Consider the following 18,502-nt stretch of genomic DNA (forward strand, 5'->3'; position numbering starts at 1 on the left):
AAGTGCCATCAGTTTCAGGGGATATGTGGGAAAAAAATAATATATCACACTGTTTCCGTCACCTTCCCTGGAGAAACACGATGAATAAGACACAACAACAGAAAGTCGCGCTGGTCGCCGGCGCCAACGGCATTATCGGCAACCAGCTCGTCAAAACGCTTCTGCGCAATGGGTGGGAGGTCATCGGACTGAGCCGCCATGCCCTCTCCCACCCTGACGGCATTCCGATGGTCGAGGTTGATTTACTCGATGCCGCGGGCAGCGCGCGGGCGCTGCGGCCCCTTAGCGATATCACCCATATTTTTTATAGTGCCTGGGTGAATGCTGCAAACTGGACGGAGATGGTTGCCCCGAACGTCACCATGCTGCGTAATCTGGTCAGTCAAATCGAGCACAGGGCTCCGCTGCAAGCGGTCAGTCTGATGCAAGGATACAAGGTCTATGGCGCGCATCTTGGACCGTTTAAAACTCCGGCGCGTGAAAGCGATCCTGGCGTCCCTGGCGCTGAATTTAACGCCGCCCAGCTCGCGTGGCTCAGCCATTTTCAACGAGGTAAAACGTGGCACTGGAATGCCATCAGGCCTGGCGTGGTGGGTAGCGCGGTGCCGGGCAATACCATGAATCTTGCCCTGAGTATCGCCCTGTACGCCTCGCTGTGCCGGGCTCTGAATCTGCCGCTGCGTTTTCCCGGCTCGCCACAGACCTGGCACAGCATCGTCGATTTCACGGATGCCGGATTGTTGGCAGAAGCGACACTGTGGGCAGCCACCTCCCCCGAGGCGCAGAATCAGGCTTTCAACGTCAATAACGGTGACGTCTGGCGCTGGAGCGAACTATGGCCGCTGATCGCACGCTGGTTCGCACTGGAGGTCGCCCCGCCGGTCAGGCTCTCCTTTCAGCAGTTATTTAAGGACTATGGCGCGCAATGGCGCGACCTTGCCGGACAGCGGTTGGTGGAGCCGGAACTTTTACGGTTAAGCGACGGCAATTTTGCCGATTTCGTCTTTAGCTGGAATGACGACATGTTTGGCGATGGCAGTAAGCTGCGCCGGGCGGGCTTCCCTCGGATGCAGGCAACCGACGAAATGTTTTTCAGTCTGTTCACGCAGCTGAGAGAGGCACGTATTATCCCCTGAAAGCGCGTGGCGCTGAAATAAAAACCGCAGCGCGCCGGCCTGTGCCGGAGAACGGTCACCGGGGGAGGTTGCGCGCGACGCTCTCCCGGCACCAGCCGGTGAAGGGGCAGATTACCGGCTTAGTCCCGATGTTTTCCCGGCATCATTCGCAGTATTCAGGGTAAATCCCCTTAAACTCCAGCGCCGCGTAAGTGATTACGATGAGCAGTAATACCAGCCAGTGCAGTGCTATCTGACGACCTGAATATTTTCTCAATTTTATCGCTTAATGGTCATTCAGGCCATGGCCTGACCGGCGAGAGAACCGGCCCCCATGGATAAAGCCATGGCCATTGCGCTCCAGAAAGTGATTCTGATTATTGCCTTCATCGGTGACGCATGGCCCGCAGTCGATGAGATATAGCCAAGAATAACCAGCGAAAAAAGCGTGGAGAGAATAACGAACGGAAAAACCAGCGTTGCCGGCGCTAGCCATGCGATGATGACCGGCAACAGCGCGCCGGCGGAAAAGCTGAACGCTGAAAACATCGCGGCCTGCAGCGGCTGCGCCGAATTTGTCTCCGTCAGCCCCAGCTCTTCCCGGGCATGAGCGTCCAGCGCATCCTTCGCCATAAGCTGTTCCGCGACCCGGTATGCCAGAGCCGACTCCAGTCCGCGCTGCCTGTACAGCGAAGCCAGTTCCTGCACCTCTTCCTCATAATTTGCCGCCAGCTCTCTTTTCTCCTGACTGAGCGCCGCGTGTTCGCTATCCGCCTGCGATGAGACGGAAACATATTCGCCGGTTGCCATCGACATGGCGCCCGCAACCAGCCCAGCCACGCCGGCGAGTAAAATACCCGACGGCGAAGTGCCCGCTGCGGCGACCCCGAGCACCAGACTGGCGGTCGACACGATGCCATCGTTCGCCCCCAGCACTGCCGCTCTCAGCCACCCTACTTTGCCGATACTGTGTCGTTCCAGATGCATAGTGGTTTTCCTTTCGATCGGGAAATGAGTCATCCTGGCATGACAGATATATAAAAACCGCCTCACTCATAACTTATTCTTTTATCATTAACCTTCCATTAAGATTACGCCAGTATAATCCAGTGCCTGAGGTGAATTATTTAAACGGACAGTTTTATGCGAAATGATAATGGGTATCATGAACGTTCAGCCACCGCACAAAAAAGCACATTAATCAGCGCCGCGGTAAATATTATTTTGTCGTTCATGCAAATTCTTAGCGGTATATTTTCTGGCTCTCAGGGTTTAATTGCTGATGGTATTCATTCTCTTTCTGATTTAGTGGCAGATGTGGTGGTGCTGCTGGCAAATAAAAAGAGCCGTAAACCCTCGGACAGCGACCACCATTACGGCCACTGGCGATACGAGAACGGTGCGTCAATGATTCTCGGAATGATGCTGGTCGCCGTGGGCGTCGGTATGCTGTGGTCGGCTGCGGGAAAATTGCTGCACCCTGCATCACTCTCTGAGGTACATGTGACCGCGCTGTGGGTCGCGCTTGCCGCGCTCGCTATTAAGGAAACGCTGTTCCGCTATATGCGCAGGGTAGCCATCCGTCTCCAGTCCTCTCTGCTGATGGCCAATGCATGGCATGCCCGTTCAGATGCCGCTTCATCGGTTGTTGTCGCGATTGGTATTACCGGGACGCTGGCCGGCTACCCCTGGTTTGATCCGGCGGCGGCTTTTGTGGTCGGATTGCTGATACTGCGCATGGGCTACTCTTTCGCCGCTGACGCGATGCACGATCTGATGGACCGCGCGGTGGATACCGACAAGGAACATGCAATCAAAGCGCTTCTTCTGTCAACGCCGGGGGTCGCCGGGCTTCACGATCTGAAAACGCGAAAAGTGGGAGATCTTATCCTCGTCGATGTGCATCTGGAAGTGCCGGAGCATCTCTCCGTCCGGGATGGCCATGACATTGCGGTGGCGGCTCGGGAACGGGTTTTACACAAGCACGGGGTACTGAATGTCATGGTTCATATTGATCCATGTTCAGTCGCAACGTGACATCGCGGGGTGTAGACGCAGGCTCGCTCAGGTCTGCTCCTCGCACCGCCTTTCCGAGGCGTGTGGCGCAGGCTCCTGGGGTATCTGAATCCGCTGCACAGAAATCCCGTCAGCGCCGTTAACTTACCGCTCAGGACTTTTGCTCATCCGGGATTTCATGGCGCGGCATGGGGGTGCCTGGACATTGCTGTCGTTCGCCATTTGCATAAGGATAATCCTCTTGTCGCGAGGCGATCAGCAAGCGCAGGGTCTGTATAGAAATGGCCGCGCCAACTGTAGACAGCGCGCCCGCGATTAATGCGTATAACAAATCGCCCAGACACCAACAGTCCCACGCAATAAAAAAATTAATTGGGACAATAAATATAAACTGAACCACAGCCATTACAAATATAGAAATATGAACACCTGAAATCATAATTCATTATCTGTTTATTATCTTTAATGGTTGACTTAAATAACCGCAGCTCAACCCTACGGACATAGTCAAAAGCCACCATTTAAATTCATAGAGAATAGCAAACAATAATTATTATAATGACAGATTTATTTTTGTGATGACAACCTGTAATTTGCGAAACGACCGTTCGATAAATACGAATCAGAAGACCCGCAGGCAGACCGGGCAATATCTGCCCGATCTGATCACTCAGTGTGACAATGCAAATTCGATGGCCCGACGGACGGTGACTACCTGCGCCCGGGTACACTCCTGCGGAGACGTTTTCGCGCTATCGGGATAGACTTCGGTTGTGGTGGTAAACGGCGCGCCGGTCATGGTCGAGCACAGGTGCCAGGCATTATTGTCATACTCAACAATCCCCTGGCCGATGACCGGATAACCGAGCACGGTCTCGCCGGGCAGCGACGGAGCAATGTGCGTCACCTGCGCAACTGCGGAAATCAACGCACTCTGGAAATCCAGCCTTGAATTACGCTCGTCGCTAACCAGATAGAAACCGTCAGGAATATTCTCCGGTTTATACGCCACGCCGTCTCTGGCAGCCCGCGCGGGGCTGAACTCGCTTTCGTCCGTATCGGTCGTTTCATGCAAATCAACGTGAACGGCGAACCGACCTTTCAACGGCGAAATGAGCCTCATCAATGCCTGGGACTCCTCCGCTGCGCCCTCCGGGAAAAATTGCCGGTTAGGATCGACGGCATCGTAGTTCCAACGGGAAATACGCTCATAGGCCCAGGGACTGACGCAGGGAGCAACCAGTAGATTGATTTTTCCCGCATACTCATCCTGATATTCCGTCAAAAACGTCAGGGCGCCCATCACGCCGCTGGTTTCATAACCGTGGACGCCGCCCGTCACGAGCGCCACCGGCAGAGTATCGTCCCAGTTTTTTGATTTTACCGCTCTCAACGGGTAAACATCATCGGCGTAACGCAATTCGCCATACTGAATGACATCGAAGCGGTGCTTCAGGCCATCGAGGACATCTGACACATCGCGCTGATAGCTCCTGGATCGCGTCTGGTTCTGCCGCCACTGCTGTATTTCGTCTGCTGTCCAGGGTTGCCCCGGGGTACCGATTGGATAAAACTGATTCAGGGTCATATTTCACTCAGAGAATAAAAGAGAGTATCGGGTGCGGGAAGAGAGGTATGCAGCGCACCTTCCGGAACCGTCGATGAAAACATCTCGGGCAATCAGGCCGTTGGCTAATTGCGCCATCTCTGAATTAAAGCACAGATCGCCGCAAGGACAACAGCGGCTGAAGGCAGGTCAACAGGCGATTTTCCGCCAAAGCAGGATCAATACGGAGGCGGACGCTGTTCCTGCCGCCCGGAAAGCTGTGGCCTGGGGCAACCCGCCTTCGTATCAACAGCAGGTAAACTAACCGTGGAGCGAGAGCCCTTTGATCACTTTATCCACCTTTTTTTTCGGGCCACGGATCCCCAGCCCGACCAGATCCAGATTCTCCGCATCGGCGGCCATAAATACCTCACGATTGGCCTCATCATACCCGGTAGCAAACATGGCGTGGATGTAGGGAATGATGGTCACCTCCCGCTCAAGCGCTTTGCGATGCACGACCTGCAGTTTTTCCAGCCCGCCCTCAAAGATCAGCATGGGCTGGCCAGACATATTGCCATATTGCCGGCCCAGTGCATCGATATAGGGCTGGCCGAGGATCTCGGGCGCCGCAGAGGCAATCCCCGTCGCCAGAAATGCCACCACGTTCAGTCGCTGCCATGTCGCTAAATCATCGCGCACGATATAGGCAATCTTAGTGTCAAACGTCATCAAAATACTCCTGTCTGTACCGCGAAAAGGCTATCTTCACGCAGGAACGGGGCATCAGGATAGAACGTTTGAGCAGCGGCTCTGAAAGGCAACCGGAGACATCCGGTAGGCGCGTCGGAACCAGCGACCTAAATGGCTTTGATCGGCAAAACCGGTCTCTGCCGCAACCTGCGACACAGCTAGGCCTCCAGCCAGCAGTCGTCGCGCGGTGCGCAGGCGCAGCCTGACCAGATACGCATGGGGCGTCTGTCCGAAGGCCGCCTTGAATTGCCGGCTCAGGCGGAACCGGTCGATACCGCTGATCTCGGCCAGCTCATCGAGGCCGGTATTGCAGGCAAGATGGTCGTGCAGATACTCACGGACCCTGTTCATCCTGACCAGGGAATCGGTCATCGCCGTTGCTGGCTTTACGGCAACGTGCGGCGTCAGATGCGCCACCAGACGATCGAGGCTCTCATCACACGCCAGCCGACCTTCCCCATAATGAATGGCCGCAAACGCCTGCGAGATGGCCACGATCAATTCGCGATCGGCGGTCAGCGTATGGCGAAAAGCGGCCTCCACCAGAGAAATATCGCCCATGCCGCGCTGATCCAGACTGTCGGACATCCAGCGCTGCGGGATGTAGAGCATGGCATAGGTGAATCCACTGGGCTGCGGGGCATGGCCATCATGCGCTGCGCCCGGCTCAATAAGGATCGCGTTTCCCGGCGTACTGGTATGCACCGCGCGGTGGCAGCTAAAGCGCTGGGAACCCTGTAACGTCACCCCTACCAGCAGCTCCTCGTGGTCATGGCTGTCGTAAGCATGGCCTTTAAAGTGCGCGTTGACGCTTTCAATCCCCGTCGCGGTATCCCGGCGAAAGTCGATCCAATCGCCGGATGTCGCCGGCGGCGTTTTTTCTGACATCATCACACTCTGACAACGTTGGCGAGACAATAAGCTTAACAGGGAACTGCGCGGCGAATTGGCCTAAAATGCGCCACATATTATCGGGGATCGGCGGCGCATCGCACCAGTCAGTCGCTCCCGGACGGGGGCGCCGGCGCCCCGTTTCAATCAATTTATTTGATGCATTATGTTAAACAAACGTGATTTATTCTCCTCAGGGAATACGTAAAGTAGTGATTATGCCCAACGAGAACCGGCAGGATTATCGAGGCCGGCGCCCGTCTACTGAACATTTCCCTGCAAACCAGGATAAAGACGTCATGAAAAAGATTGGATTTTTGTCATTCGGTCACTGGACGCCATCGCCGCAGTCCGCTACCCGCTCTGCCGCTGACGCGTTGTTGCAATCCATCGATCTGGCGGTGGCCGCTGAAGAGCTGGGCGCTGACGGCGCCTGGTTCAGAGTGCATCACTTTGCCCGTCAGCTCAGCTCGCCGTTTCCCCTGCTGGCGGCGATCGGCGCCAGAACCCGGCGTATTGAGATAGGAACCGGCGTTATCGATATGCGCTATGAAAACCCGCTGTACATGGCCGAAGATGCCGGCGCCGCGGATTTGATCTCCGGCGGGCGCCTGCAGCTGGGTATCAGCCGGGGCTCCCCAGAGCAGGTCATCGATGGCTGGCGCTATTTCGGTTACGTCCCTGGCGAAGGGGAAAATGAATCCGATATGGCGCGCCGGCATACTGAGGTGTTGCTGGACGTCCTGCGCGGCGAAGGCTTTGCGAAGCCCAATCCGCAGCCGATGTTCCCGAACCCGCCGGGTCTGCTGCGCCCGGAACCGCATTCCGCGGGTCTGCGCGACCGCATCTGGTGGGGCGCCGGTTCGAATGCGACGGCGGAGTGGGCCGCCAGACTGGGGATGAACCTGCAAAGCTCGACCTTAAAAGACGATGAAACCGGCGAACCGTTCCATATTCAACAGGCAAAACAGATCCGTGCCTATCGCGACGCCTGGGCGCAGGCCGGGCATACGCGGACGCCGCGCGTCTCGGTTAGCCGCAGCATTTTTGCCCTGATGGACGATCGGGACCGGCGCTATTTTGGCTCCAGCCATGACGACAGCGATAAAGTCGGTTTCCTCGATGAGAAGACCCGCGCAATTTTTGGTCGCAGCTACGCCGCCGAACCGGACAAGCTGATTGCCCAGCTGCAGCAGGATGAGGCGATTGCCGAGGCGGATACGCTGATGCTGACCGTGCCGAACCAGCTCGGCGTCGATTACAACGTGCACGTCATCGAGTCCATCCTGCGGCATGTGGCGCCGGCAATGGGCTGGCGCGACAAATAAATTTGCCCTCTCCACGCCCTGCCCGCCGCCGGCTGGCGGGGCACATGGCCCGGTGCAGACCGCCGGGATGAATTATGGGCGGAGTGGCGGCTGAAGCTGATAGATCCACGCGGTCACGCGCTGCGCCTCTACCGTCGTCACCTCCACCGCCACGCGGTCGTAGCCCGCTTCGAACTCATCCAGCATCGGCCAGTGCGCGGCAAGTTTATCCGATGTAAAGAGATAGCCGTCGACCCGGGGACCGTTTTTATCAAGGACGATACCCGGGAAGTCGGCAGCGGCTCCCCAGCCGCGCGCATAAAACGTGCCGTGCACCCACCCCGGCAGCCACTCGCCGCCGATAGTTTCCAGAATGGGGGCATTTTCCTGGCCCGGACGCAGCGTGCCGTAAACAAATAAGCGTTCCATGATTCCTCGTCGCAAAGTCACTCATGCCCGACGGGCGGTGAAAAGGTTCAAAATACGAGGGAACACGGCGCTTAGCAAGATGCGGGAAACGCGGATAATCCGCGGCAGAGAATGCATTAATTTTTCTGTAGTGTTTTTCAACCGCTTAGCAGATGGAGCGACTTTCCGGGTTGCCGATTCACCATCAGTAGAGTATGCCTGGAGTGTCTTATACCCTCAACCTCACTCACCATCCTATCGGAGGCTTTACATGAGCAAACTAGGGATTAATGGCTTTGGTCGTATCGGACGTCTGGTATTACGCCGTTTACTGGAAGTGAACAGCCCGCTTGAAGTGGTGGCGATCAACGATCTGACCTCACCGAAAGTGCTGGCCTATTTGTTAAAACATGATTCTAACTACGGGCCGTTCCCGTGGAGCGTTGATTTTACCGAAGATGCGCTCATCGTGAACGGCAAAAAAATTACCGTCTATGCCGAGAAAGAGGCCCGGCATATTCCGTGGAAAGCGGTGGGTGCAGAACTGATTGTCGAGTGTACCGGCTTCTACACATCAACCGAGAAGGCGCAGGCGCACCTCGATGCCGGGGCGAAAAAAGTCCTGATCTCCGCTCCTGCCGGTGACATGAAGACCATCGTCTATAACGTCAACGACGATACCCTGACCGCCGATGACACCATCATTTCCGTCGCCTCCTGTACCACCAACTGCCTGGCACCGATGGCCAAAGTGCTCAACGACGCCTTCGGCATTAAGCTCGGCACCATGACCACTATTCATGCCTACACCGGCACGCAGTCGCTGGTTGACGGCCCGCGGGGGAAAGATTTACGCGCCTCGCGCGCGGCGGCAGAAAATATCATCCCGCACACCACCGGGGCGGCGAAAGCCATCGGGCTGGTTATTCCTGCGCTCAGCGGCAAGCTGAAGGGTCACGCCCAGCGCGTGCCGACCAAAACCGGCTCAGTCACCGAACTGGTCTCCATCCTGGAGAAAAAAGTCACCGCCGATGAGGTCAACCAGGCGATGAAAAAAGCGGCGGAGAACAACGAATCCTTCGGCTACACCGAAGAAGAGATCGTCTCTTCCGACATTATCGGCAGCCATTTCGGCTCTGTTTACGATGCCACCCAGCTTGAAGTCGCCGAAGCCGGCGATGTTCAGCTGGTCAAAACCGTCGCCTGGTACGATAACGAGTACGGTTTTGTCACCCAGCTCATCCGCGTACTGGATAAATTTGCCCGCTAGCCATCGCGGCGACGAAAAAAAGCGGATAGCCCGGCTATCCGCTTGTCGCCCGGCCGGAACCGGCGCTGGCGACTACCGCGCTGACGACTGTAAATAGACGACCTGGGTCTGCAGATACTCATTCAGCCCATGACGACCGTCGGCACCGCCGATACCTGATTTTCGCCATCCGGCATGGAAGCCCTGCATCGCTTCAAAGTTCTCGCGGTTAATGTAGGTTTCACCGAACTTCAGCCCCTTTATCGCCTTCATCGCCACATTCAGATCCCGGGTATAGATCGAGGAGGTCAGGCCATAGTCGCTGTCATTGGCCATCGCCAGCGCCTCATCCAGGGTGTCAAACGCCACCACCGGCAGCACCGGGCCAAACGTCTCTTCATGAATGATGTCCATCTCCTGGCGTACGTCCAGCAGCAGCGTCGGCGGATAGAAATAGCCGCGGCCCGCTACCGCATTGCCGCCCAGCGCCAGACGCGCCCCCTGCGCTAACGCTTTGGCGACTTTCTGCTCGACGCGTTCCCGCGCGGCGGCGTTGATCAACGGCCCCATGGCGATATCGTCCCGGGTAGCCGGGTCGCCAAACTGTACCACCTTTAAAGCTTCGCCCAGGCGATTTACAAATCGATCGTAAATGCCTTTTTGTACGTAGACCCGCTCCACGCAGTTACATACCTGCCCGCTGTTAATGACCCGGGAATCCACCACCGCTTTTACCGCCAGCTCAAGGTCGGCATCATCCATCACGATGGCTGGCGCCTTGCCGCCCAGCTCAAGGCACACTTTAGTGATGTTCTTCGCCGCGGCGGCCATAATCTTCTCGCCCGCGCCGACGCTGCCGGTCATGCTGACCATCGCCACTTTGGGATTGGCCGCCAGCTCGTGACCAACGGTTTCACCGCGGCCCAGCACCAGATTAAATACCCCTTTCGGCAGACCGATGTCATCGACAATCTGCGCAAACGCGACGGCATTGTTGGGGGTAAATTCGCTGGGTTTAATGACGATGGTGTTACCGGTAATTAACGCTGGCGCCAGCTTGCGGGCGATCAGGAAGAACGGGAAGTTCCACGGCAGGATTCCGGTGGTGACGCCCAGCGCGCGTTTGAAGACGAGGATGTTTTCTCCTGGCCGATCGCTCTGGACGATTTCGCCTTCATAGCGACGCGCCCACTCGGCCATATAGTCAAGATAATCGGCGGTAAATGAGACCTCCACCGCCGCCAGCTGCTGGATTTTGCCCCCTTCCGCCACGATCAGCGCGGCAATCTCCTGCGCGCGCTGGCGAATGCCGACGGCAATTTTCCGCAGCCAGCCCGCGCGCTCAATCGCCGGCAGCGCCTCCCAGGCAGGCTGCGCGCGCTCTGCCGCCTCAATAGCCCGCCGGGCATCCTCAGCCGTGCCATCGGGAATACGGGAAAGCAGCGCTTCCGTTGCCGGGTTGAGTACATCGATCCAGGCGTCGCCGCGCCCAACCACAAACTGACCATCAATATACATCGGGTGCTGAACGGGTGCTGTCATGGCCTGCTCCTGTAGATTTAGTGTTTTTAACAAGTAACTTATTTGTTAAAAATCTACCCACACGCCGCGCTAAGAGCAGACGGTCAGCATAATTTTGTGAAACAGCTCATGAAAACGCGCCAACATCACGCCGATGAAGTTACATACTGGCAACAAAAATTGCCCGTTTGCGAAAAACGCGCCGCAAACGGGCAACGCTCAGCCGGGCGCGCGGGCGTTCAGCGCTTCACCCAGCAGGTTGTCTTCACTCAAGCGTTGTCCGGCTTCGAGGATCCGGGCGGGGATATCTACATGGACGATAAAATCTTTTCCGCGCGGGCCGTATCCCTGGGGCGCATCCAGCAACCGCGGCAGCTCGCCAAGAATCAGCGACAGGTAGCGTCCGACCGGCCACAGCCCGGCAGCGTCACCGCGAAACGCCAGCCCGTTCGCCGTATTGTCCAGCAGCGGCGCGCAGCCCGGCGTGCTGTACCACTGCGGCACGACCGCCTCGCCCTGCCAGACCCGGGCAAAGGTCGCCATAGTTCGCCGCTGCATCGTCGGATCCTGGAGCACCACGCCAGCGCGGGGAGCGATTCCCGTCGCCGCCAGCATCTCGCGGGTAAAGCGCGCGTTCTCACCGCAGTTGGTGGAACGATCCTCAACCACGATCCTGTCGCGGGGGATATGCCAGAAACGGTGGGCGATATCGGCGAGGATATGCGCCTCCGGGCGCCCGTCGACCGGCAGCGACCGATAGCGCGGATCGTTGCGTACCGCGTCGTAGAGAAAGACCGTGGAGTGGCCAATCCCGCCGCTAATCAGCAGCGGGACCCCGGCGTCAGCCGCCAGCCGACAGGCGGCATCAATGGTCGGGATCACCGCATTGCCCGCCAGCACCACAATATCCACCGCCGGCATCGGCGCCTGTGCGGTAAAATCATCCAGCGCCAGCCACTGGCCCAGGCGGTTGGCCGCCGCCAGCGTTGCATCCGGCAGGGATGGGAACTGCTCACTCATACTCGCTCCTTTCATGCCATCTCATCCATCAAGGACGTCCGGCCCTATCATAACCCCTCACCCACAGCGCCGGCGAATAAACGGAAAGGCGTGACTAAAAAGCACCCATGCTAGCTAAAAACGAATGGCTTGCGCCTGAATCATCACCGCAATGATGCCATTAACGCGCGCAGAGGCTCACGCATCATCATGTTGGCCACCTGAAAATCGATAAAAGGCGCGGAGGACGGCAGCGGACGACCGGGTAGCGGCGTATCGGGCAGGAACGGCGGGCCTGTCAGCCGCCGCCATCTTCTGCGGCGGCTGATGAAACTCGCCAGGTTATGCTTTGCTAAAATGACGCCGACAGCAGACCCGCGGCTGTCGGCATTCGGTCAGGCGTTCAGCTTCTCCAGCTGCGTTTGCCCTTCCCGCTTCTGTTTTATCTTCCAGAACAGCCATAGCGCCACAAACCACAGCGGCGTCGCCATCAGCGCTTTCAGCGTATCCGGATCGAAGATCATGATAAAAATCGAGAAGGCGAAAAACAGCAGGCTGATCCAGCTCATGACAACCCCCGCCGGCATCTTAAAGGTCGATTGTTCATGCAGATCCGGACGCTTGTGGCGATACACCAGATAAGCCACCAGAATCATCCCCCAGCTGAATACCACCATAATCGCCGCCAGCGTCGACACAATGGTGAACAGCGTCATCACGTTCGGCACCAGGAACAGCAGCAGCGTGCCGCTGAGCATGCAGAAGCAGGAGAACAGCAGGCTACGCACCGGAATACGCGTGGTGCGCGACAGAATGCGGAACTGGCCGTGGGCATGTTTCTCTACCGACAGGCCGTACAGCATGCGGGTACTGGAGTAGACGCCGCTGTTGGCCGATGACATCGCCGAGGTCAGCGCGACAAAGTTAATCACCGCCGCCGCCGCAGGCAGCCCGGCATTAGCAAACAGCGTGACGAAGGGGCTGGCATCCGGCGAGACGCCAGGCCAGGAAGCCACGGCAATAATCACCACCATCGAGAGCAGATAAAAAATGATAATCCGCAGCGGCAGCGCGTTGATCGCCTTCGGCAAAATCTTCTGCGGATCGCGGGTTTCGGCGGTCATCGTGCCGAGCAGCTCAATTCCGGTAAAGGAGAAGATCGCTATCTGGAAACCGGCAAAGAAGCCGGTGACGCCGTGCGGCATAAACACCGTCGGGTCGGTGATATGGTGCAGCGAAGTTTTCACGCCATCAGGCGAAGTCCAGCCGGTCGCCACCATCCACGCGCCGGTGAGAATCAGCGCAATAATGGTAATGACCTTGATCAGCGCAAACCAGAATTCGGCCTCGCCGAACATTTTGACCGACAGCAAATTGAACAGGAACAGAATGCCGAGGGTGCTGAGCGCCGGCACCCAGGCTGACATCTCCGGAAACCAGTACTGCATATAGCTACCGCACACCACCACATCGGCGATACAGGTCACCACCCAGCTCAGCCAGTAGGTCCAGCCTAAATAGAAGCTGGCCTGCGGACCGAGATAATCGCCGACGAAATCGGCGAAAGAGCGGTAATCAAGCCGGGTGAGCAGCACCTCGCCCATAGCCCGCATCACCATATAGGTAAAAAAACCCACCAGGACATAAATCACGAGGATCGAGGTCCCCGCCACCGCAATATTTCTTCCCGCCCCCATGAACAGGCCGGTGCCGATAGCGCCGCCCAGCGCAATCATCTGAATGTGCCGGGCGCCAAGGCCGCGTTTGAGCTGCGACGGGCACTCCCCGTCGATGGCAGGATTCACCTGCCCCTCGCGTTGATGTTGAGTCATGTCGATTCCTTCAAGCAGGCAAAGAAAGGCATGGCGCGGCTGGCTTCAGCAACAAACCGGCGCGTTGCCCGGTTGCCACTCCCGCATTCGGAAATAAGATGTACGGCGCGTGAGCCTGAACAACCCACGTTTTATCCGGCTGGCGGGCAATTTCATACCCGGCAGGCAGCGCGGTGAAGTTGTCAATTTTCGGGTCAAGGTTGAGCGTAAAATCGCTGTCGCTCTTGATGATGCTCTCCTGCACCAGAAAATAGTCCGCCGGCGCTTTGTCCCGCGCAGGCAGCGCAGCGTCGGCAATCAGTGCGCGCACCGCGGCGTCGGTCCCGGCAAACAGACGGAGGTCGTTTTCGCCAAAAGCCATCACTTTGCCCAGCTCCAGGGTGGCACTTTGCGCGCCGAATTTTTCGCTGGTGTAGTGCGTAAAGGTGCCGCCAGGTTCGGTATGACGCACGATGGCATCCATAGCGCTGGCCTGCAGCAGCGCGTAAAACCCGGCGTCATACTCTCCCTCGCGGGCCGGGAGCAGCGCAAACTGGCGGTAGCGCGAACCGCGTATCGCGGTATGCAAATCCAGATGTAGCCGACGCGCGTGGCCCTGGCGATCCGCGGTCGCAAAGAAGGCCGCGACCGCCCCCTCCAGCTCCGCCGCGCGCCGGGACTCATTCCCCGGTGCCACGGCGAGATGCCGCCCGCCAAACAGGCGGTTGAGGTCGTTATGCAAATAGCGGCGACCGGCGCGAATGGCCGGCAGATTGCCGAACACCAGCAGCAGCGCATGGCTGAGCGGCTGTTTACCCTCGCTCAACGCCTGCATGATCTGCAGCAGGATCTCAATCGGCGCGGTTTCGTTGCCATGGATCCCCGCTGACACTACCGTAGCCTGGGTCCATGGCGTCTGCGGCAGCAGTTGCAGCACGCCATCGGCTAACCAGCTTGCCTCCATCGCCGCCGGAAAAGGCCAGCGGCTCAGCTTGCACTGGAGTAAATCATTGACTGTTTTTTCCATTCCCGGTCCCTTAGCGCTGGAAGTCATAGACCGAACCCAGACCTAAAATCTGCGTCAGTTCATCAAGGGCCTGGTAAACCTCGCTCAACAGCTGCGGGTCGCCGAGGTCACGGGCATGCAGACGGTCGCGGTAATGTTTTTCAACCCAGCCGGTCAACTGCTGATAGCGTTCGTCATTCATCAGGCTACGCGGATTCACCGCCGCCAGTTCGTCATGATTCAGCACGACGCGCAGGCGCAGGCACGCCGGGCCGCCGCCGTTACGCATGCTTTCACGCAGATCAAAGACCGCCACCTCGTTGATCGGCGAAGCGCCGCTGCTGACCAGTTCACTCAGGTACTGCCAGACATTACTGCGCTGGCGACACTCTTCCGGCACCACGATCAGCATCGTGCCATCCGCTTTACTGAGCAGCTGACTGTTGAACAGATAGGAGGCCACGGTATCATCGAGACTGACCTGCGCCTGGGGCACTTCGACGCTGGTAAACGGGATATCCAGCCGCGCGGTTTTTTCCCGCAGCGTGTCCAGCACCGCCTGCTGATTTAAAAAAGCATGCTGATGATGGAACAGCACGTGGCGGTTGCTGACCGAAATCACATCGTTATGGAACACCCCGTGGTCGATGGCCGCCGGATCCTGCTGGGCGAATACGGTATATTCCGGGTTCAGCCGATGCAGACGCGCAATCGCCTGGCTGGCTTCGAGGGTCTGACGGGCCGGATATTTCGCCGGCGCCACGCCGCCGCTGGCGCGCTTACCGTAGACAAAAAACTGTACCCCCTGGCGGTCATAGTCGGTGCAAAAGCGGTTATGGTTCGCCGCCCCTTCGTCGCCTAAATCGCCATGCTGCGCCAGCGCGTCGTGGTGGCTAAAACGGGTCTCATCGGCAAAGGTGGCGCGCAGAATCGACGCGGTCGTCGGCGCCTCCTGAGAACGATGCAGCTTGTTGTTCAGGTTGGCGACCGTGAAATGCAGCTTTCCGTCGGCGCTGTCGGCAGAAGGCGATACCGTGGCGGCGTTGGCGGTCCACATCGACGACGCGGAGCTAAATGCGGACAGCAGATGCGGCGCCTCGACGGCGGCCTGCTGAATCACCTGCCCATCGCTCCCCTGAAAGCCCAGTCCGCGCAGAGCGGAAATATTTGGCCGCGGCTGCGGCGGTAAAATGCCCTGAACGAAGCCTTTGTCGGCCAGGGTTTTCATTTTAAACAGCCCCTGCAGCGCCGCTTTCTTCGGGTTGGATAAGCCGTCGCGGTTGTTTTGCGAGGCTTCGTTGCCGACCGAAAGACCGGCGTAATGGTGCGTCGGCCCAACCAGGCCATCAAAATTAGCTTCAAAACCAGACATGGTGTCCTCACAGAATCCGTTATCAGAATGACAGGCCGGGCGAGAGGGTCGCCGGCAGCGTCAGCGTTTCGCTGACCAGGGAGGCCATTGGCCACGCGCAGTAATCGGCGGCATACCACGCCGAAGCGCGATGGTTGCCGGACGCTCCCACGCCGCCAAAAGGCGCTTTACTGGAGGCGCCGGTTAGCGGCTTGTTCCAGTTAACGATTCCGGCGCGTGCCTCGTCGGCAAACTGCTCAAACAGCGCCGGGTCGGCGGAAATGAGCCCCGCGGCCAGCCCATAACGGGTGTGGTTGGCAATGCGGATCGCCTCATCAAAGGTGTCATAGCGGATCACGGTCAACAGCGGACCAAAGTACTCTTCATCGGGAACATCCAGGCCGGTCACATCAATAATACCCGGCGTTAAGAGCGTGGAGCGCGGGTCCGGCTGATGCAGGCGTAGCAGGACGTTGCCGCCCAGTTCTTCCAGTTTGTCCTGCGCCGCCAGCATCCCCTGCGCCGCCTGAAGAGAGATAACCCCTCCCATAAACGGCTGTGGTTCGGCGTCCCATTTTCCGCTGCGGATCCTCGCGCTGGCCTCAACCAGACGCTGCAGCAGCGCATCGCCTTCGGCGCCGCGTTTGACCAGCAGCCGGCGCGCGCAGGTGCAGCGCTGTCCGGCGGAGATAAAGGCGGATTGAATAATCACATTCAGCGCCGCATCGCTGTCGGTCACATCGGCGACGATCAGCGCGTTATTGCCGCCCATCTCCAGCGCCAGCATTTTCTCCGGCTGACCGCTGAGGTAGCGATGGAAATGGAATCCGGTAGAGGCGCTGCCGGTAAACAGCACGCCGTCGATATCCCGGTTTTCCAGCAACGCCTGGCCGGTCTCTTTCCCCCCCTGAATCAGGTTGATAACGCCGTCCGGGATCCCGGCCTGCAGCCACAGCTTCACCGTCAGTTCGGCGGTGGCGGGCGTCAGTTCGCTCGGCTTAAACACCACGGTATTCCCGGCAATCAGCGCCGGAATAATGTGTCCGTTCGGCAGGTGACCGGGAAAATTGTAGGGGCCAAAAACGGCCATCACGCCGTGCGGCTTATGGCGCAGCAGCGCTTTACCGTCCGGCATCGCGGTTTCGCGCTGGCCGGTACGCTCGCTGTAGGCTTCTATCGAGATGCCCGCTTTCCCCATCATCGCCTGCACTTCGGTGCGGGTTTCCCACAGCGGCTTGCTGGTTTCCCGGGAGATAAGCGTCGCCAGCGCCTCTTTTTGCGCTTCCAGCAGGGCGGCAAACCGCTGAACGCAGGCGATGCGCTCCGCCAGCGGTCGGTGGGACCAGGCATAGAATGCGCCGCGCGCTGCCGCGCAGGCGGCCTGCACCTCCGCCGCACCGGCGCTGGGCGCCTGCCACAGGACGGATTGATCTTCCGGAGCCAGTTTGGTCAGCGTTGCGCCGCTCCCCTGCTGCCACTGCCCTGCGATTAACTGTGCATTTATCGCCATGATATTCTTGCCTCCGGATGTAAAGTCACCGCATGAACCCGGTCGGTTTCATTCACCGCCAGTGCGTCCAGCGCGGCCTGATTAAGTTGCGATTGATCGTCCGGCGATATCAATACCGCACGGAACTGTTCGAACTGGTTGTTGGCGACGATAAGCGGCGACGACCGCTCCGTCATCAGCTGCATGGCCGGAATAAACTGGCTCTCGCTGATTGCCCTGATGGCGTCGGTTTCAGCTTCCAGTACCGGGCCGGCATCAAAAATATCGACCGAACCGCGCCAGCTGAATCCCTCTTTCTCCAGAATCGCCCGCGCCGGCGAGGTATTGGCATGCACCTGGCCGATCGCTTCGCGGGCGTCATCCGGCAGCAGCGACACGTAAATCGGGTACGCCGGCATCAGTTCGGCAATAAAGGTTTTCATTCCCGTACCGGTCAGCCGGTCGGCATCGGCAAACGGAATGTCGAAAAAGTGATGGCCCAGCGCGTCCCAGAAGGGGGAGTTGCCCTGCTCATCGCTGCGCCCGCGTAATTCTGCAAACAGATGCGGTGAAAACAGCTCTCTGAAGGCGGCGATAAACAGGAAGCGCGCCTTCGACAGAAACAGACCATTACGGTTTTTCTGATATTCCGGGTCCAGGAACAGCGTGCACAGCTCGCTGTGTCCGGTGTGGTCGTAGCTGAGATTCAGCAATTCCTGATTTTTATAGACCCCCAGCTCTTTCGAGGCGCGGACGGTACGCTGCAGGCGAAAATTATAAAAGGGCTCGTCGAGGCCCACGGCGACTTCAATGGCGCTGACCCCCACGACCCGCGCCAGGCGGGTATCTTCCAGCACAAAGAGAAAGCCCTGCTGGCCGCGCGGCAGCTTACCGGCAAAGGTCTCGACGCTGCGCTGGATCCGCGCGGCCAGCCGCGCGGGGTCGTTGGGTAACGAGGTCATACCGACTCCCGCCCGCGACGCGAGGCGGATAATATCGTCGAGGTCATCTTCCCGAACGGGACGAAATAGCATCATAAA

General features: G+C 58.4%; 17 protein-coding genes. 4 read left to right on the forward strand and 13 right to left on the reverse strand.

Translation table 11 applies throughout. The features are described from left to right. Nucleotides 1–80: 80 nt before the first annotated feature. On the forward strand, nt 81–1,136 hold the full coding sequence (locus OQV00_RS14020; protein ID WP_099843447.1) for an SDR family oxidoreductase: 1,056 nt from the start codon (nt 81–83) through the stop codon (nt 1,134–1,136). A gap of 276 nt (nt 1,137–1,412) precedes the next feature. On the opposite strand, the gene OQV00_RS14030 is transcribed toward OQV00_RS14020, so the two are convergent. Then, on the reverse strand, nt 1,413–2,102 hold the full coding sequence (locus tag OQV00_RS14030) for a VIT1/CCC1 transporter family protein (protein WP_004861411.1): 690 nt from the start codon (nt 2,100–2,102) through the stop codon (nt 1,413–1,415). A gap of 156 nt (nt 2,103–2,258) precedes the next feature. Between OQV00_RS14030 and OQV00_RS14035 the strand changes: the two genes are divergently transcribed. Beyond that, nucleotides 2,259–3,152: a cation diffusion facilitator family transporter gene (locus OQV00_RS14035; protein WP_015584446.1), complete on the forward strand. Its 894-nt coding sequence runs from the start codon at nt 2,259–2,261 to the stop codon at nt 3,150–3,152. Between the two features lie 130 nt (nt 3,153–3,282). Here the strand turns inward: OQV00_RS14035 and OQV00_RS14040 are convergent, their stop codons facing one another. From OQV00_RS14040 to OQV00_RS14055, 4 genes are all read right to left on the reverse strand, one after another. Beyond that, nucleotides 3,283–3,570 carry a hypothetical protein gene (locus tag OQV00_RS14040; RefSeq protein ID WP_224050026.1) on the reverse strand — a complete coding sequence of 96 codons (288 nt, stop codon included), beginning with the start codon at nt 3,568–3,570 and terminating at the stop codon, nt 3,283–3,285. 231 nt (nt 3,571–3,801) lie between these two features. After that, a complete protein-coding gene (locus OQV00_RS14045; protein WP_071359378.1) occupies nt 3,802–4,719 on the reverse strand; it encodes a M14 family metallopeptidase in 918 nt (305 codons plus the stop codon). A gap of 279 nt (nt 4,720–4,998) precedes the next feature. Continuing rightward, entirely contained in the window at nt 4,999–5,409 is a 411-nt protein-coding gene (locus OQV00_RS14050) for a DUF2000 domain-containing protein (protein ID WP_015584449.1), read from the reverse strand. 54 nt (nt 5,410–5,463) lie between these two features. Beyond that, nucleotides 5,464–6,318, reverse strand: a complete 855-nt coding sequence (locus OQV00_RS14055; protein WP_048024320.1) for an AraC family transcriptional regulator — start codon at nt 6,316–6,318, stop codon at nt 5,464–5,466. Nucleotides 6,319–6,620: 302 nt separating this feature from the next. Between OQV00_RS14055 and OQV00_RS14060 the strand changes: the two genes are divergently transcribed. Next, nucleotides 6,621–7,649: an LLM class flavin-dependent oxidoreductase gene (locus OQV00_RS14060; RefSeq protein ID WP_004861392.1), complete on the forward strand. Its 1,029-nt coding sequence runs from the start codon at nt 6,621–6,623 to the stop codon at nt 7,647–7,649. A 72-nt stretch (nt 7,650–7,721) separates the two neighbouring features. Here OQV00_RS14060 and OQV00_RS14065 read toward each other — a convergent pair whose 3' ends face one another. Next, nucleotides 7,722–8,057 carry a gamma-glutamylcyclotransferase family protein gene (locus OQV00_RS14065; protein WP_015584451.1) on the reverse strand — a complete coding sequence of 112 codons (336 nt, stop codon included), beginning with the start codon at nt 8,055–8,057 and terminating at the stop codon, nt 7,722–7,724. 250 nt (nt 8,058–8,307) lie between these two features. On the opposite strand from OQV00_RS14065, the gene gap reads away from it, so the two are divergent. After that, nucleotides 8,308–9,306 carry a type I glyceraldehyde-3-phosphate dehydrogenase gene (gene gap / locus OQV00_RS14070; protein WP_180553931.1) on the forward strand — a complete coding sequence of 333 codons (999 nt, stop codon included), beginning with the start codon at nt 8,308–8,310 and terminating at the stop codon, nt 9,304–9,306. A 72-nt stretch (nt 9,307–9,378) separates the two neighbouring features. On the opposite strand, the gene aldA is transcribed toward gap, so the two are convergent. The 7 genes from aldA to astA all read right to left on the reverse strand — a co-directional run bounded on the left by aldA (nt 9,379) and on the right by astA (nt 18,496). Then, on the reverse strand, nt 9,379–10,827 hold the full coding sequence (aldA, locus tag OQV00_RS14075) for an aldehyde dehydrogenase (RefSeq protein WP_048024321.1): 1,449 nt from the start codon (nt 10,825–10,827) through the stop codon (nt 9,379–9,381). A gap of 198 nt (nt 10,828–11,025) precedes the next feature. Then, nucleotides 11,026–11,826, reverse strand: coding sequence for a YdcF family protein (locus OQV00_RS14080; RefSeq protein WP_004861378.1), 801 nt, complete (start codon nt 11,824–11,826; stop codon nt 11,026–11,028). A 374-nt stretch (nt 11,827–12,200) separates the two neighbouring features. Next, nucleotides 12,201–13,637, reverse strand: a complete 1,437-nt coding sequence (locus OQV00_RS14085) for an amino acid permease (protein ID WP_266278779.1) — start codon at nt 13,635–13,637, stop codon at nt 12,201–12,203. Nucleotides 13,638–13,647: 10 nt separating this feature from the next. After that, nucleotides 13,648–14,643 (reverse strand): succinylglutamate desuccinylase, encoded by a 996-nt coding sequence (gene astE, locus OQV00_RS14090; protein WP_064357110.1) that lies wholly within the window; start codon nt 14,641–14,643, stop codon nt 13,648–13,650. Nucleotides 14,644–14,653: 10 nt separating this feature from the next. Next, nucleotides 14,654–15,994 (reverse strand): N-succinylarginine dihydrolase, encoded by a 1,341-nt coding sequence (gene astB, locus OQV00_RS14095; protein WP_069475981.1) that lies wholly within the window; start codon nt 15,992–15,994, stop codon nt 14,654–14,656. 22 nt (nt 15,995–16,016) lie between these two features. Further along, nucleotides 16,017–17,483 (reverse strand): succinylglutamate-semialdehyde dehydrogenase, encoded by a 1,467-nt coding sequence (gene astD / locus OQV00_RS14100; RefSeq protein WP_004861363.1) that lies wholly within the window; start codon nt 17,481–17,483, stop codon nt 16,017–16,019. After that, entirely contained in the window at nt 17,474–18,496 is a 1,023-nt protein-coding gene (gene astA / locus OQV00_RS14105; protein ID WP_160873162.1) for an arginine N-succinyltransferase, read from the reverse strand. Before astA ends, astD begins: the two co-directional genes overlap by 10 nt. Nucleotides 18,497–18,502: the final 6 nt, after the last annotated feature.

This window comes from Klebsiella sp. DY2415, from assembly GCF_026314315.1.
GTDB lineage: Bacteria > Pseudomonadota > Gammaproteobacteria > Enterobacterales > Enterobacteriaceae > Klebsiella > Klebsiella ornithinolytica.

Excerpts from the sequence above, each read along its gene's own strand:
- OQV00_RS14020 (WP_099843447.1), top strand. The coding sequence starts at position 81 with ATGAATAAGACACAACAACAGAAAGTCGCGCTGGTCGCCGGCGCCAAC.
- OQV00_RS14030 (WP_004861411.1), bottom strand. The coding sequence starts at position 2,102 with ATGCATCTGGAACGACACAGTATCGGCAAAGTAGGGTGGCTGAGAGCG.
- OQV00_RS14035 (WP_015584446.1), top strand. The coding sequence starts at position 2,259 with ATGCGAAATGATAATGGGTATCATGAACGTTCAGCCACCGCACAAAAA.
- OQV00_RS14040 (WP_224050026.1), bottom strand. The coding sequence starts at position 3,570 with ATGATTTCAGGTGTTCATATTTCTATATTTGTAATGGCTGTGGTTCAG.
- OQV00_RS14045 (WP_071359378.1), bottom strand. The coding sequence starts at position 4,719 with ATGACCCTGAATCAGTTTTATCCAATCGGTACCCCGGGGCAACCCTGG.
- OQV00_RS14050 (WP_015584449.1), bottom strand. The coding sequence starts at position 5,409 with ATGACGTTTGACACTAAGATTGCCTATATCGTGCGCGATGATTTAGCG.
- OQV00_RS14055 (WP_048024320.1), bottom strand. The coding sequence starts at position 6,318 with ATGTCAGAAAAAACGCCGCCGGCGACATCCGGCGATTGGATCGACTTT.
- OQV00_RS14060 (WP_004861392.1), top strand. The coding sequence starts at position 6,621 with ATGAAAAAGATTGGATTTTTGTCATTCGGTCACTGGACGCCATCGCCG.
- OQV00_RS14065 (WP_015584451.1), bottom strand. The coding sequence starts at position 8,057 with ATGGAACGCTTATTTGTTTACGGCACGCTGCGTCCGGGCCAGGAAAAT.
- gap (WP_180553931.1), top strand. The coding sequence starts at position 8,308 with ATGAGCAAACTAGGGATTAATGGCTTTGGTCGTATCGGACGTCTGGTA.
- aldA (WP_048024321.1), bottom strand. The coding sequence starts at position 10,827 with ATGACAGCACCCGTTCAGCACCCGATGTATATTGATGGTCAGTTTGTG.
- OQV00_RS14080 (WP_004861378.1), bottom strand. The coding sequence starts at position 11,826 with ATGAGTGAGCAGTTCCCATCCCTGCCGGATGCAACGCTGGCGGCGGCC.
- OQV00_RS14085 (WP_266278779.1), bottom strand. The coding sequence starts at position 13,637 with ATGACTCAACATCAACGCGAGGGGCAGGTGAATCCTGCCATCGACGGG.
- astE (WP_064357110.1), bottom strand. The coding sequence starts at position 14,643 with ATGGAAAAAACAGTCAATGATTTACTCCAGTGCAAGCTGAGCCGCTGG.
- astB (WP_069475981.1), bottom strand. The coding sequence starts at position 15,994 with ATGTCTGGTTTTGAAGCTAATTTTGATGGCCTGGTTGGGCCGACGCAC.
- astD (WP_004861363.1), bottom strand. The coding sequence starts at position 17,483 with ATGGCGATAAATGCACAGTTAATCGCAGGGCAGTGGCAGCAGGGGAGC.
- astA (WP_160873162.1), bottom strand. The coding sequence starts at position 18,496 with ATGCTATTTCGTCCCGTTCGGGAAGATGACCTCGACGATATTATCCGC.